The following is a 13,001-nucleotide window of genomic DNA, read 5'->3' as shown; positions in this document are numbered from 1 at the left end:
GAGCGTCCCGGGCCAGCGGGCGGCTGCAAGAGGGCATAGGAATGTGGGCGCTGCTGCAAGGGCTGGTGGACACCTCCACCTTCTCGCCTCATGGCATTTGTCTGCTGTGGGAGCCTTCGCTGATCTGGCTCCATGTGGCGTCCGACGCCGCGACCGCGCTGGCGTATTTTTCGATCCCCTTCGCGCTGTCGTATTTCGTCGCCAAGCGGCCGGATGTGGAATTCGGCTGGGTGTTCTGGGCGTTCTCGATCTTCATCCTGGCCTGCGGCTTCACCCACATCTTCGCCATCGTGACGCTGTGGCTGCCGGTCTATGAGCTGGAAGGCATCGTCAAGGCGATGACCGCCATCGCCTCGGTGGTCACGGCCGCGATGCTGTGGCCGCTGCTGCCGAAACTGCTCGCGGTGCCGTCGCCGGCGCAATTGCGCGAGGCGCAATCGGCGTTGCAGACCGAGACCCTGCAGCGCCGCGACGCCGAGGACATGCTGCGGCAGTCGCTGAAGATGGAGGCGGTCGGGCAATTGACCGGCGGCGTGGCGCACGACTTCAACAATCTGCTGACGATCATCATCGGCAATCTGGAAATCGCCGAACGCGACATCGGCAAGCTGCGCGACGGCGTCGACACAAGGTTGCGCCGGCTGGTCGGCAGCGCGATGTCCGGTGCGCAGCGCGCCGCGACGTTGACCAGCCGGCTGTTGGCGTTTGCCAGGCGCCAGCCGCTGGATCCCAAGCCATGCAATCTCGATCAATTGCTGAAGGGCATGGCCGGTTTCTTCCGCAGCACCCTGGGCGAGACCATCGATCTGGAATATGTCGGCACCGCCGGGCTGTGGCAGGTCGAGATCGACCCCAGCCATTTCGAGGCGGCGATCCTCAACCTCGTCGTCAATGCCCGCGACGCGATGCCGGATGGCGGCAAGCTCACCATTGAAACCAGCAACGTCTATCTCGATGACGACTATGCGAGCCGCCATTCCGAAGTGGTCGCCGGCCAATACGTCCAGGTCGCGGTGACCGACACCGGCAGCGGGATGTCGGCCGACGTCGTCGCCCGGGCCTTCGAGCCGTACTACACCACGAAGGACGTCGGTCAGGGCACCGGGCTCGGGCTCAGTCAGGTCTATGGCTTCGTCAAGCAATCCAACGGCCACGTCAAGATCTACAGCGAAGTCGGCCACGGCACCACGATGAAGGTCTACCTGCCGCGGCTGCACACCGCGGCGATCGAGCAATCCGTCCCGGACTCGATCCAGGTCGGCGCGATGCAGGCCGAGCAAATCCTGGTGGTGGAGGACGATCCCGACGTCCGCAGCTACGTGGTCGAAGTGCTGCACGACCTGAACTATCAGGTGGTCCAGGCGCCCGACGCCGGCGCCGCGCTCGCGATGGCCGAGAAGCTCGACGGCGGGCTCGATCTGCTGCTGACCGACGTGGTGCTGCCGGGCATGAACGGCCGCGAGCTCGCCGATCAGCTGCGTGAGCAACGGCCGGACTTGAAGGTGCTGTTCATGACCGGCTATTCGCGTAACGCCATCGTCCATCACGGCCGGCTCGACGCCGGCGTCGACCTGATCCAGAAGCCGCTGTCGCAGGTGGCGCTGGCGGCCAAGATCCGCAGCGTGCTCGATCGCCGATGACGCCGTGCGGCGGCTGGCCGCGTCATCAGACGATCACGCATCAGCTCTACGTTGAGCCCGGAACTTGTCCGCGCCAACTTCATTAACGGGTTCCAACCGTATGAGTGGAGCACACAATGGCTGAAGTGTCGGAAGAAGATATCAAGCGCCGCGCCCATGAATTGTGGGAAATGGCGGGGCGTCCGGACGGGCGCGACGAAGAGTTCTGGAGCAAGGCCGAAAAGCAGGTCCGTGGCGAAGGGGAGACGCTGCAAGAACTCCGCGCCGATCCGAGCATCAGCACCAACAGCTGAGCCCGTCGGTCCCAACGGTGCAATTCATGAAGCGAGCGGTCCTGTCGTCGGCAGGGCCGCCGTCGTTTTGTCCGGGGCTGTTTTCGTCTGGTCTCCGATGCCGCGCCGATCGTTGATGCCGATGCATGTGGTATCCGGTTCGTGCTGGTAGCGACAATGCGAGAGCGTACTGTGATCCGGTGGTCAGGTCTTCAGTCCTGATCTGATCATGCCCCGATCGCATCGGGCTGATCATCGCCGCCGCACGATCTGCGCCACGGCGGGAGGTGGCACGCTCGAGCCGCAAGCGACGATCTGCCGCACGACGCTTTTATCCCTTTTGCTATCTGCTACATTGCTTGCCAGCAACCAGGCGGGAGCGGTGTTCTGTTCCTCCGCACGGCGAAATAAGGCTCGCAGGGAACTCAGAGCGAAAGCGGGGGTTAGCGCCGCAACATGCCTCGCACGGAGTCACTGATGTCATCACCGCGCCGCTTCGCCGTCGTCACCGGGGCGTCTACTGGAATCGGTCTCGAACTCGCAAGATGCTGCGCCAAAGCCGGCTTCGATCTGCTGATCGCCGCCGACGAGGAGCGGATTCACCGCGCGGCTGCCGAACTGGCAACGACCGGAGTGGACGTCGAGCCGGTGCAGGTCGACCTCTCGACGATGGACGGCGTCGACGCGCTCTATGCGGCTACCAAGGGACGTCCGGTCGATGCGTTGCTGGCAAACGCCGGCCGCGGTCTCGGCCACGCCTTCCTCGACCAGGACTTCGCCAAGGCGCGCTGCGTGATTGACACCAACATCACCGGCACCACCTATTTGATCCACAGGATCGGCAACGACATGCGGCGGCGGCAATCCGGCCGCATCCTGATCACCGGATCGATCGCCGGCTTCGTGCCGGGCAGCTTCCAAGCGGTGTACAGCGCCAGCAAGGCGTTCCTCAATTCGTTCTCCTTCGCCATTCGCGAGGAGTTGAAGCACAGCGGCGTCAGCGTCACCTGCCTGATGCCGGGCGCGACCGCGACGGATTTCTTCAAGCGCGCCGAGATGCTCGACACCAGCGTCGGCACCATCGGCAAGGACGATCCGGCGCGCGTCGCCAAGCTCGGCTTCGATGCGATGATGAACGGCGAGGGCGACGTGGTCAGCGGCTGGAAAAACCGGATCCAATCCACCGTGGCGCAAGTCGTGCCCGCGGGCCTGCTGGCGTCACAGCACCGCAAATGGGCGGAGCCGGGGACGGCGAAGTGACGATGCCGCGAAGCGCGGGCGAGCGATTTCGGCGATGAGCTATTCGGCGGCCTGCGTGGTGTGGATGTCCGCGCCGTCGGCCTCGACCAAGTACACCAGCTTGAGCTCTCCGGCTTCCTGTGCCGCCGCAGGCGCGTTGCGATAGACGGATTTTTCGTCTTCGGTCGCATAGCGCGCCCGCAACCGCGTCTTGCCGTCCCACACCGGCACGCCGCGACGGGTCATCTGCTTGAGGTCGGCCAGCAGCCAACGCTCGTGGCAAACCTCATGGGCTTCGCGCAAATTAGCGGCTTCGAACGTCAATATCGGCAGGCCGGCGATATCGATGGTGAAAATCAAGGGCATGAGTTTGGTGGGCATTCCGAAATCACTCCCGTGTCATGAACTCGTTTGACTAGGTGCGTCGCCCGACTTCCGCGACGGCTTGATGATCTTGTCGGTGTTGCGGTCGGTATCGTCGAGCGGCGCCTCGCCCTCGGGGCGCGGCGGCATGTGGTGGCCGCCCTGCTTGTCCTGAATGCGCTTCCGTTCGTTTTCGTCCGGCTGCATGCCTTCTCTCCCCAAGTCGCCTTTGAGGGAACGCATGACAATCCCCGATCTGATCGAGGGTTCCGATTTCTGGCGCGGTGGCGGCCATGCGCGCAGGGCTTGTGTCGACCGTCACCTTTATCCCGGCGCGCTGATCGTCCACACCACCTGCCAGGCCCCGAGCGACGAGGTCTCGATCGGCGTGGTCGGCCATAGCCGTCGACCGTCCGGCAGGGAAACTCCCGGCAGCGGCTGGTCGGTGAGATTGGCGATCAGCGTGAGCTGCGCCCCGTCGGCCAGCGTCCATTCGACCCGCACCGCCAGGCGGTCCAGCACGGTAAAGCGTCCGGCATTGCCGCCGATCGCCTTGAGCCGCGGCGCGATCTCGCGGTGCCGGATCGCCAACAGCGTGCGGTAAAGCGCCAGCCATTCCGCATGCAAGCCGCCGAGGGGCTCGTTCCAGTCGAGCTTGGCGGCCTCGAATGTCGTCGCAGCACCGGGATCGGGGATCGCCTCGCGCATCTGCGGATCGGCGAATTCCGGAAACCGCGCGAATTCCTTGCGGCGCCCCTCGCGGATCGCGTCGGCGAGGTCGCCGGCAAAATCGCAAAAGAACGGGAACGGCCGCGACGAGGCGAATTCCTCACCCATGAACAGCATCGGAATCTGCGGCAGCAGCAGATAGACCGCGGCGGCCGCCTGCACCGCGGTCGCTGGAGCGAACGCGGTCAACCGCTCGCCGAATGCGCGATTGCCGATCTGGTCATGGTTCTGGATGAAGCCGACGAATGCGGTCGGCGGCAGGTGGCGGCTGGGCTGGCCGCGGCTGCGGTCGCTATAGCGCATGTGGTCGCCCTGAAACGCGAATCCCTCGGCCAAGGCGCGGCCGAGCTTTTCGCTGTCGCCGGCATATTCGGCGTAGTAGCCGGACCTCTCGCCGCTGGCGGCGGTGTGCAGCACGTGATGCAGGTCGTCGTTCCATTGTGCGGTGTATTGCAACGGCTCGCCGTCGTCGTCGCGCGCGAGCCTTTCGACCTCGTTCTCCTCGTTCTCCAGCATCAGGTGGATCGGACGGTTGATGCCGCCGGCGCGCAGCCGGCTCGGGATCTCCGCCAACAAATGCGGATCGCTGTCGTCCTTGATGGCGTGCACCGCATCGAGCCGCAGCCCGTCGAGGTGGAATTCATCGATCCAATAGATCGCGTTCTGAATCACGAATTCCCGCACCGTCTTCGAGCCGGCGGCGTCGTAATTGACCGCGGCGCCCCAGGGGGTCTGGTGCTGGTCGTTGAAGATCGGCGCATAGGCGGAGAGATAATTGCCGTCGGGGCCGAAGTGATTATAGACCACGTCGAGAAACACCATGATGCCGCGGGCGTGCGCGGCGTCGACCAGCGCCTTCATGTCGTCCGGCCGGCCGTAGCTGGCGTCCGGGGCAAACAGCAGCACGCCGTCATAACCCCAGTTGCGCGCGCCGGGAAACTCCGCCACCGGCATCAGCTCGATCGCGGTGACGCCGAGTTCGGCGAGATAATCCAGCCGCTCGATTGCCGCGGTGAACGTCCCCTGTTCGGTGAACGCCCCGACGTGCAGCTCGTAGGCCACGGTTTCTTCCCACGGCCGGCCGCGCCAGCTTTGGTCCGACCAGGCGAACGCCGCGGCGTCGACCACTTCGCTGGGACCGTGGACGTCCTCCGGCTGATAGCGCGACGCCGGGTCGGGCACCTCGAGGCCATCGGCCATGCGAAACCTGTAGCGCGTCCCGGGGCCGGCGCCCGGCACCAGCAGGCTGTGCCAACCGGCCTCGGTCCGATTCATCGGCAACACGCCGCGTCCCTCGATCACCAATTCGACCTTGGCCTGGCTCGGCCCCCACAGCCGAAACAGCACGCCGCCGTCGTGGATCTCAGGGCCGAAGCGTGTGGGAGCGGGCGGGGAAAATTGGTCCATGGGAGTGGTCTTTCAGGTCAGGGTGGGCGGTTCATGAACGGCACAGTCCGGCACACGTTCCAACCCGCAGCCGGCTCGGGCGAAGTTACTAAGCTGCGCGTGCCGAGCCGCGCGATACCCATATCCGCCACTGGCGCCGCGATCGACGCCAGCCATTCAGGTTTTTGAACTTTGCGGGTTTCTGGTCGTTATTGACCATTCTTCAGGGGGCAGCCATGAACCAGATGCCGAGGATTTCCGTCGCCCAGTCTGTCGCCTCGCGGGCCAGACATCGCGTGCTGGAGGGGCGGCCGTTTCCGCTCGGCGCCAATTGGGACGGCCTCGGCGTGAATTTCGCGCTGTTCTCCGCCAACGCCACCAAGGTCGAGCTGTGCCTGTTCGACAATGACGGCCTCCGTGAACTGGAGCGGATCGAGCTGCCCGAATACACCGACGAAGTCTGGCACGGCTACCTGCCGGACGCGCGGCCCGGTCAGGTCTATGGCTACCGCGTCCACGGGCCTTATGCACCGGCCGAAGGCCACCGCTTCAATCCCAACAAGCTGTTGCTCGATCCCTACGCCAAGCAGATCGTCGGCGGCCTGAAATGGGATCCGGCGCTGTTCGGCTATACCCTCGGTCACGCCGACGGCGACCTGTCGTTCGACGAGCGCGATAGTGCTGCGTTCGTGCCGAAGTGCCGGGTGATCGATCCGGCCTTCACCTGGGGCGACGAGCGCCGGCCGCATATTCCGTGGGAACGGACGATCTTCTACGAAGCCCACGTCCGCGGCTACACCATGAAGCATCCCGCGGTCCCCGAGGTGCTGCGCGGCAGCTTCGCCGGCATGATGCATCACGAAGTGATCGACTATATCCGCAACCTCGGCATTACCGCGCTCGAGCTGTTGCCGATCCACGCTTTTGTCGACGACAGCTATCTGGTCGAGAAGGGCATGCACAATTACTGGGGCTACAACACCATCGGATTCTTTGCGCCGCAGGCCCGCTATCTGTCCGGACCGTTCGTCAACGAGTTCAAGGAAATGGTGGCGCAGTTTCACCGCGTCGGCATCGAGATCATTCTCGACGTGGTCTACAACCACACCGCCGAAGGCAACGAGCTCGGCCCGACGCTGTCGTTCAAGGGCATCGACAACGCGTCATACTACCGGCTGGCGCCGGATCGGCGTTACTACATCAACGACACCGGCACCGGCAACACCGTCAACCTGTCGCACCAGCGGGTGTTGCAGATGGTCGCCGACAGCTTGCGCTATTGGGCGCAGGAGATGCGGGTCGACGGCTTCCGCTTCGATCTCGCCACCATCCTGGCGCGCGAGCCCTACGGCTTCGACGAAGGCGGCGGCTTCCTCGACGCCTGCCGGCAGGATCCGGTACTCAGCCAGGTGAAATTGATCGCGGAGCCGTGGGATTGCGGGCCGGGCGGCTACCAGGTCGGGCGGTTCTCGCCGGGCTGGGCGGAATGGAACGACCGCTTCCGCGACACCACGCGGGCGTTCTGGAAGGGCGACGAGGGCAAGCTCGCCGAGCTCGCCACCCGGCTGTCGGCCTCGCCGGACCTGTTCAACAAGCGCGGCCGCAAGCCGTGGTCGTCGGTCAACTTCGTCACCGCGCATGACGGCTTCACGCTGAACGATCTGGTGTCCTACGATCACAAGCACAACGAGGCCAATGGCGAGGACAATCGCGACGGCCATTCGCACAATCTGTCGTGGAATCACGGCGTCGAAGGCCCGACCGACGATCCGCAGATCCGCGACTTGCGGTTCCGGCAGATGCGTAATTTGCTGGCCACCGTGCTGCTGTCGCGCGGCACGCCGATGATCCTGGCCGGCGACGAATTCGCCCGCACCCAGCAGGGTAACAACAACGCCTATGCGCAGGACAACGAGATCAGCTGGCTCGACTGGGAGGGCATCGACGAGGACGGCCGCGGCCTGATCGAGTTTACCCGGCGGCTGATCGAAACTAGGCAGCGTCAGCCGTTGTTTCATCGCGGCCGGTTTCTCACCGGCGCCTTCAACGAAGAGCTCGGAGTCAAGGACGTGACCTGGATCGATCCGAGCGGCGCCGAGATGGCCTGCGAGCAATGGAACGACGGCAATGCGCGTTGCGTCGGCATGTTGCTGGATGGCCGGGCGCAGGTCACCGGCATCCGCCGCAAGGGCTCCGACAACACGTTGTTCCTGATGTTCAACGCCCACCACGACACGGTGCCGTTCAAATTCCCCGCCGTGCCGCAGTGCCGGACCTGGGAGTGTCTGATCGACACCAACAAGCCCGGCGACAGCAGGATTTCCCGTCTCAAGAAGGACGCGCACTACGATATGGTGGGAAGATCGTTGTCGCTGTGGGAGGCCCGGCAGGCCTGACGGCAGCTTTTCAAGTTGAATGTCCGTTTTCGGAATTTCTCGCAGTGTCGGAACGATAATAGTCTCAAAACCTTAGCTCCATTGAAGGGGCAAAGTAAATCAATGGTCGGATTAATGAGCAAAAAGCCCATCGTTTTGGTGGTAGAAGACGAGAGCTTGCTTCGGGCCAATGCGGTGGAGATGATCGAGGCGGCGGGCTTCCAAGTCGTTGAAGCCGCCAATGCCGACGAGGCGATCGAGATCCTGGAAGCGCGCAACGATATCCGCGTGGTGTTCACCGATATCCAGATGCCCGGCGCGATGGACGGGCTGAAGCTTGCCCAAGCGGTGCGGGGACGCTGGCCGCCGATCGAGATCATCACCACCTCCGGGCAGTTGTCGATCAGTCCCGACCAGCTTCCCGAGCGCGGGCGTTTCCTGCCCAAGCCCTATAGTCCGGCGCAGATCGCCGGCGTGATCAGCGAGCTGATCTGCTGAACCGATCCCGCCTCTGCCGTTATCGCAGTGCAGTTGGAATTTCGCGTTGCGGTATGCTAACCCCTCGATTTCTTTCAAAAATTTAATTCCCCGCGTGCAAAACCGGGGCTTTCCGCGTTATCAAGGAGGCCCACCTCAAGCAGGACCCTTTGCGCGGATGGAGCGATGAAGAAGCTGGCGATTCTTGTAAGCGTGTTTGTGCTGGCGATCGGCTCGTATTTTGTGGCCAGCAAGCTGGCGATCCGGCACGAGACCTTGAATTTGTTCGACAGCACGCGCAACCGCGCGATCGATGTCGACATCGCGGTGCGTCGCGACGCCGAGATGAAGGCGATGGCGGGCATTGTGCTGCCGGTGGCCATCATCAGCCACGGCAACACCGTCAAGAACACCGAATATTCCTTCCTCGCCAACGTGCTGGCGGCGCGCGGCTACCTGGTGGCGAGCATCCAGCATGACTTGCCGGGCGACAAACCGTTGATGACCAAGGCCGGCTCGCTCTATGTCGGTCGCCTGCAGGTCTACGAGCGCGGCATGCAGAACATCCTGTTCGCGATCAGCGAGATGAAGAAGATCCAGCCCAACGCCGACTACGCACATCTCACGCTGGCCGGGCATTCCAACGGCGGCGACATCTCGATGTTCTTCGCCCAGCAGCATCCCGAACTGGTCCGCCGGGTGGTGACGCTGGATAATCTGCGCGTGCCGTTCGTCACTTCGGGCGCCGCCAAGATCCTGTCGTTCCGCTCCAAGGATCCGGTATTCAAGACCGATCCCGGCGTGTTGCCGGATCCCGAGATGGCCAAGGAAGCCGGCATCGACATCGTGGCCACCGACTTTCAGCACACCGACATGAGCGATCGCGGTCCGGACAGCGTCAAGCAGCGCATTCAAGACACGCTGGACAAGTTTCTCGCCCAGGATGACAGCAGCCAACTCGGCCCGGTCGATACCAGCAGGCTGACCAGCGATCCGCGCGCGATGGGTCCCTAGCGACCGGCAAGGTCGTGGGCTGCGGCGCCAGCGCCGGGAACATTTTTCCGGCGCCACGCTTTTCACTCCACAACGGGAGTGATCGCCATGTTGGCCCAGCAAAATCTGCGCACCACCGGCTTAGAGACGCTCGACCAGGCTTACGACATCGCGTTCGATTACCTGCGCCTGAGCGGCGCCATCCCCGAGATGTTCGGGGTTCACGAACTGCTGCTCGATACCGTCGTCGATCTGTACTACCGCGGCGAGCGCAACAAGATCCGCCTCGCCAACAAGGCGATTTCAGCGTTCCAGAACGCCTTCAGGAATTGACCCTCTATGCTGGACTATCCCAAGCCGCCGTTCGCGTCCCAGCCGCAGGACATGCCCGGTTCCACCGCGGCGATGGATCCGCGGCCGGACCATGGCGAAAAAACCTATAAGGGCGCCCGGGCCGATCTGGACGCCGCTGATTCCCTCGACCATGCCGGAGGAAGCGGTGGAGAATTTCGGCAAGCAGACGCCGATCGGGCGTCCGGGTCAGCCAGCCGAACTCGCCACCGCCTACGTGATGCTGGCGGATCCCTTGTCGAGTTACGTCTCCGGCACCACCATCGCGGTCACCGGCGGCAAGCCGTTCATCTGAACCGACGCCTGGCCGGGCGTCCGATCAGTTGCGAGCGCAACAATACGCCTGGTGGTGGTCCAGTTCCTTAAACCGGGCGCCTCCGGCGCATCTGTCGGCTTTCGGACACACTAATCCTCGTAGCTTTACCTGGTCCGGGGCTTGGCACTCCGAATATTTTCGGACTTCCCGCGCGAAAACCCTGATCGCGCCGGGTACCGCGATAAGCGCGGAACCGGACAGACAAATCGGGGGTCATTTTCATATATTCGCAGATCCGCGGAATGCGTCTCGGCGCGTCCTCCCCACCCCTGCGGTAGACGGCCCGACCGACCGGGCGGATAACGCAGTGCATTCCATAAACGTTAGATTACCCTTGGATAACAAATTGTTGGCGGGGCTCCCCCGCGCTATCTTCGATCTTTTGGCGCCGCATATGACCACTGCCTCGTTGCAGCAGGGGCTGGTGCTGCTGGAGCCCGGCGACGAGTTCGAGCACGTTTATTTCCCGCACAACGGGATGCTGTCGTTGCTGGCGGTGTTGCGCGACGGCAAGGCGATCGAGACCGCAACCGTGGGGCGCGAGGGCGTGGTCGGCGCGATGGCGGGACTGGGGCTGTACAAGTCGCTGGTTCGCGTCGTGGTGCAGATGCCGACTACGCTGACCAAGATTCCCTCGTCGCAATTCAGGAAGGTCGCCGCCAACAGCGAGGCGCTGCGCACTCTCTGCATCCAATACAATGAAGTGCTGCTGTCGCAGGCGCGGGTGACCGCGGCCTGCAACGCGCTGCATCTGATCGAGGCCCGGTTCTGCCGTTGGCTCCTGCAATCCGCCGACCGCGCCGGCGGCGATACGGTCAACCTGACCCAGGAATTCCTCGCCGAGATGCTCGGCGTGCGGCGCACCTCGGTCACCGAGGTCGCCACCAAGCTGCAGAATGCCGGCCTGATCTCCTATTCGCGCGGCGTCATCAAGATCACGAATCGGCCTGCGGTGGCGAAGCTGTCGTGTGAATGTTACGAGACGCTGTTGGAACAGTCGGCATTGCTGCTGTGAGCGCGCCGGCGCAGAACCGACCCCTGCGCCTATCGTAGGGTCGCTGCCACCCACGCGGAATTTTCAATCGCATCACCGACGTGCCATGGTGCCGCCAACTGCGGCCGTCCGGTCGCGTGGTCTCATCCATCCAGGAGCTACAGATGGTTGCGGAAGTCAGCCCGCTCGCCGGCCAGGTCATTGATCCGTCAATGCTGGTCAATGTGCCGCGTTTGGTGACGGCGTATTTCTCCGGCCGGCCGGATCCCGCGATCCCGGCACAGCGCGTGGCGTTCGGCACCTCCGGCCATCGCGGCTCGGCGCTCAACAACGCCTTCAACGAGGCGCACATTTTGGCGGTGAGCCAGGGCGTCTGCGAATACCGGCGCCGCGCCGGCATCGACGGGCCGTTGTTCATCGGCATCGACACCCACGCGCTGGCTGAGCCGGCGCTGGCCAGCGCGCTGGAAGTGTTCGCCGCCAACGGCGTCGAGGTGATGATCGACGAGAACGGCGGCTACACCCCGACCCCGGTGATCTCGCACGCCATCCTGAGCTATAACCGCGGCCGCAGCAGCGGTCTCGCCGACGGCGTGGTGATCACGCCGTCGCACAACCCGCCGGAGGATGGCGGCTTCAAATACAATCCGCCGAACGGCGGGCCGGCCGACACCGACATCACCAGCGACATCGAGCGCACCGCCAACGCGCTGCTCGAGGACGGTCTGCGCGGTGTCAGGCGGATCACGCTGGCGCAGGCGCTGCGCTCCGCCAATGTGCACCGCTACGATTATGTCGGGCCCTACGTCGCCGACCTCGAAAACGTCATCGACATGGCGGCGATCAAGGCCTCCGGCGTCAAGATCGGCATCGATCCGTTGGGCGGCGCCGCGGTGCATTACTGGCGGCCGATCATCGACCGCTACGGCATCGACGCCACCATCGTCAGCGACGTGGTCGATCCGACCTTCCGCTTCATGACCGCGGACTGGGACGGCAAGGTGCGGATGGATTGCTCCTCGCCCTATGCGATGGCGCGGCTGATCGGCATGCGCGACAATTTCGACGTCTCCTTTGCCAACGACACCGACGCCGACCGCCACGGCATCGTCACCCGCTGGAACGGGCTGATGAATCCCAACCACTATCTCGCCGCGGCGATCTTCTATCTGTTCGAGCATCGCCCGGAGTGGGGCGCGCAGGCCGCGATCGGCAAGACCATCGTGTCGAGCGCGATGATCAACCGGGTCGCCACCCGGCTCGGCCGCGATCTGGTCGAGACCCCGGTCGGCTTCAAATGGTTCGTCGACGGGCTCGGCTCCGGCGCGTTCGGCTTTGCCGGCGAGGAGAGCGCCGGCGCCTCGTTCCTGCGCCGCGACGGCACGGTATGGACCACCGACAAGGACGGGCTGATCCTCGGGCTGTTGGCGGCGGAGATCACCGCGCGCACCCAGGTCGATCCGGGGCAGCTGTTCCATCAGCTCGGCGAAGAACTCGGCGTGCCGTTTTACGAGCGGATCGACGCGCCGGCCACCGCCAAGCAGAAGTCGATCCTGAAATCGCTGTCCGCCGACCAACTCGGCCTGAAGGAGCTCGCCGGCGAGCCGATCCACTCGACCTTGACCAACGCGCCCGGCAACGATCAGCCGTTCGGCGGCATCAAGGTGGTGACGGAAAACGGCTGGTTCGCCGCGCGGCCCTCCGGCACCGAGGAGGTCTACAAGATCTACGCCGAAAGCTTCCGCGGCCAGGATCATTTGCAGCAGATCCAGCAGGAAGCGCAGAGCGCTCTGTCGGCGGTGTTCGCCGCGAAGGGGTAGGGCGAAGGGCCAACGGCCTTCGCGTTGAAGAGTCCCGGGCGTCCGC

At 64.2% G+C, this 13,001-nt stretch carries 12 protein-coding genes and 1 pseudogene; 10 read left to right on the top strand and 3 right to left on the bottom strand.

Annotated features, from left to right (window positions below; genetic code table 11):
• The first annotated feature begins 41 nt into the window (after nucleotides 1-41).
• The 3 genes from HNR60_RS17605 (at nucleotide 42) to HNR60_RS17595 (ending at nucleotide 3,172) form a co-directional block, all read left to right on the top strand.
• Nucleotides 42-1,640 (top strand): response regulator, encoded by a 1,599-nt coding sequence (locus tag HNR60_RS17605; protein WP_184259884.1) that lies wholly within the window; start codon nucleotides 42-44, stop codon nucleotides 1,638-1,640.
• Between the two features lie 116 nt (nucleotides 1,641-1,756).
• The gene (locus HNR60_RS17600) at nucleotides 1,757-1,933 is read left to right on the top strand and encodes a DUF2934 domain-containing protein (protein WP_184259881.1); all 177 of its coding nucleotides are present in this window, start codon (nucleotides 1,757-1,759) and stop codon (nucleotides 1,931-1,933) included.
• A gap of 456 nt (nucleotides 1,934-2,389) precedes the next feature.
• Nucleotides 2,390-3,172, top strand: a complete 783-nt coding sequence (locus HNR60_RS17595; protein WP_184259878.1) for an SDR family NAD(P)-dependent oxidoreductase — start codon at nucleotides 2,390-2,392, stop codon at nucleotides 3,170-3,172.
• Nucleotides 3,173-3,211: 39 nt separating this feature from the next.
• Here HNR60_RS17595 and HNR60_RS17590 read toward each other — a convergent pair whose 3' ends face one another.
• The 3 genes from HNR60_RS17590 to treZ all read right to left on the bottom strand — a co-directional run bounded on the left by HNR60_RS17590 (nucleotide 3,212) and on the right by treZ (nucleotide 5,650).
• On the bottom strand, nucleotides 3,212-3,532 hold the full coding sequence (locus tag HNR60_RS17590; RefSeq protein ID WP_184259874.1) for a hypothetical protein: 321 nt from the start codon (nucleotides 3,530-3,532) through the stop codon (nucleotides 3,212-3,214).
• 18 nt (nucleotides 3,533-3,550) lie between these two features.
• A complete protein-coding gene (locus tag HNR60_RS17585) occupies nucleotides 3,551-3,721 on the bottom strand; it encodes a hypothetical protein (RefSeq protein WP_184259871.1) in 171 nt (56 codons plus the stop codon).
• 117 nt (nucleotides 3,722-3,838) lie between these two features.
• Nucleotides 3,839-5,650 (bottom strand): malto-oligosyltrehalose trehalohydrolase, encoded by a 1,812-nt coding sequence (treZ, locus tag HNR60_RS17580; protein ID WP_184259868.1) that lies wholly within the window; start codon nucleotides 5,648-5,650, stop codon nucleotides 3,839-3,841.
• A gap of 215 nt (nucleotides 5,651-5,865) precedes the next feature.
• Between treZ and glgX the strand changes: the two genes are divergently transcribed.
• The 7 genes and pseudogenes from glgX (at nucleotide 5,866) to pgm (ending at nucleotide 12,955) form a co-directional block, all read left to right on the top strand.
• Nucleotides 5,866-8,025 carry a glycogen debranching protein GlgX gene (gene glgX, locus HNR60_RS17575; RefSeq protein WP_184259865.1) on the top strand — a complete coding sequence of 720 codons (2,160 nt, stop codon included), beginning with the start codon at nucleotides 5,866-5,868 and terminating at the stop codon, nucleotides 8,023-8,025.
• A gap of 114 nt (nucleotides 8,026-8,139) precedes the next feature.
• Nucleotides 8,140-8,502, top strand: a complete 363-nt coding sequence (locus HNR60_RS17570) for a response regulator (RefSeq protein ID WP_246432986.1) — start codon at nucleotides 8,140-8,142, stop codon at nucleotides 8,500-8,502.
• Between the two features lie 165 nt (nucleotides 8,503-8,667).
• A complete protein-coding gene (locus HNR60_RS17565; protein ID WP_184259862.1) occupies nucleotides 8,668-9,495 on the top strand; it encodes an alpha/beta hydrolase in 828 nt (275 codons plus the stop codon).
• Nucleotides 9,496-9,582: 87 nt separating this feature from the next.
• A complete protein-coding gene (locus HNR60_RS17560; protein WP_184259859.1) occupies nucleotides 9,583-9,807 on the top strand; it encodes a hypothetical protein in 225 nt (74 codons plus the stop codon).
• Between the two features lie 91 nt (nucleotides 9,808-9,898).
• Nucleotides 9,899-10,120, top strand: a pseudogene (locus HNR60_RS17555) (SDR family oxidoreductase); the annotation flags it as partial.
• Nucleotides 10,121-10,535: 415 nt separating this feature from the next.
• A complete protein-coding gene (locus HNR60_RS17550; protein WP_184259855.1) occupies nucleotides 10,536-11,156 on the top strand; it encodes a Crp/Fnr family transcriptional regulator in 621 nt (206 codons plus the stop codon).
• Nucleotides 11,157-11,299: 143 nt separating this feature from the next.
• Entirely contained in the window at nucleotides 11,300-12,955 is a 1,656-nt protein-coding gene (gene pgm, locus HNR60_RS17545; protein WP_184259852.1) for a phosphoglucomutase (alpha-D-glucose-1,6-bisphosphate-dependent), read from the top strand.
• The last annotated feature ends 46 nt before the right edge of the window (nucleotides 12,956-13,001 follow it).

The sequence above is a fragment of the Rhodopseudomonas rhenobacensis genome, assembly GCF_014203125.1.
Classification (GTDB): Bacteria; Pseudomonadota; Alphaproteobacteria; order Rhizobiales; family Xanthobacteraceae; genus Rhodopseudomonas_A; species Rhodopseudomonas_A rhenobacensis.
The sequence above is the reverse complement of the archived record's forward strand: the minus strand, read 5'-3'. Positions and strand labels throughout refer to the sequence as shown.

What these genes read in the sequence shown, in the direction of transcription:
- HNR60_RS17605 (WP_184259884.1), top strand. Translation starts at nt 42, where the DNA reads ATGTGGGCGCTGCTGCAAGGGCTGGTGGACACCTCCACCTTCTCGCCT.
- HNR60_RS17600 (WP_184259881.1), top strand. Translation starts at nt 1,757, where the DNA reads ATGGCTGAAGTGTCGGAAGAAGATATCAAGCGCCGCGCCCATGAATTG.
- HNR60_RS17595 (WP_184259878.1), top strand. Translation starts at nt 2,390, where the DNA reads ATGTCATCACCGCGCCGCTTCGCCGTCGTCACCGGGGCGTCTACTGGA.
- HNR60_RS17590 (WP_184259874.1), bottom strand. Translation starts at nt 3,532, where the DNA reads ATGCCCACCAAACTCATGCCCTTGATTTTCACCATCGATATCGCCGGC.
- HNR60_RS17585 (WP_184259871.1), bottom strand. Translation starts at nt 3,721, where the DNA reads ATGCAGCCGGACGAAAACGAACGGAAGCGCATTCAGGACAAGCAGGGC.
- treZ (WP_184259868.1), bottom strand. Translation starts at nt 5,650, where the DNA reads ATGGACCAATTTTCCCCGCCCGCTCCCACACGCTTCGGCCCTGAGATC.
- glgX (WP_184259865.1), top strand. Translation starts at nt 5,866, where the DNA reads ATGAACCAGATGCCGAGGATTTCCGTCGCCCAGTCTGTCGCCTCGCGG.
- HNR60_RS17570 (WP_246432986.1), top strand. Translation starts at nt 8,140, where the DNA reads ATGAGCAAAAAGCCCATCGTTTTGGTGGTAGAAGACGAGAGCTTGCTT.
- HNR60_RS17565 (WP_184259862.1), top strand. Translation starts at nt 8,668, where the DNA reads ATGAAGAAGCTGGCGATTCTTGTAAGCGTGTTTGTGCTGGCGATCGGC.
- HNR60_RS17560 (WP_184259859.1), top strand. Translation starts at nt 9,583, where the DNA reads ATGTTGGCCCAGCAAAATCTGCGCACCACCGGCTTAGAGACGCTCGAC.
- HNR60_RS17550 (WP_184259855.1), top strand. Translation starts at nt 10,536, where the DNA reads ATGACCACTGCCTCGTTGCAGCAGGGGCTGGTGCTGCTGGAGCCCGGC.
- pgm (WP_184259852.1), top strand. Translation starts at nt 11,300, where the DNA reads ATGGTTGCGGAAGTCAGCCCGCTCGCCGGCCAGGTCATTGATCCGTCA.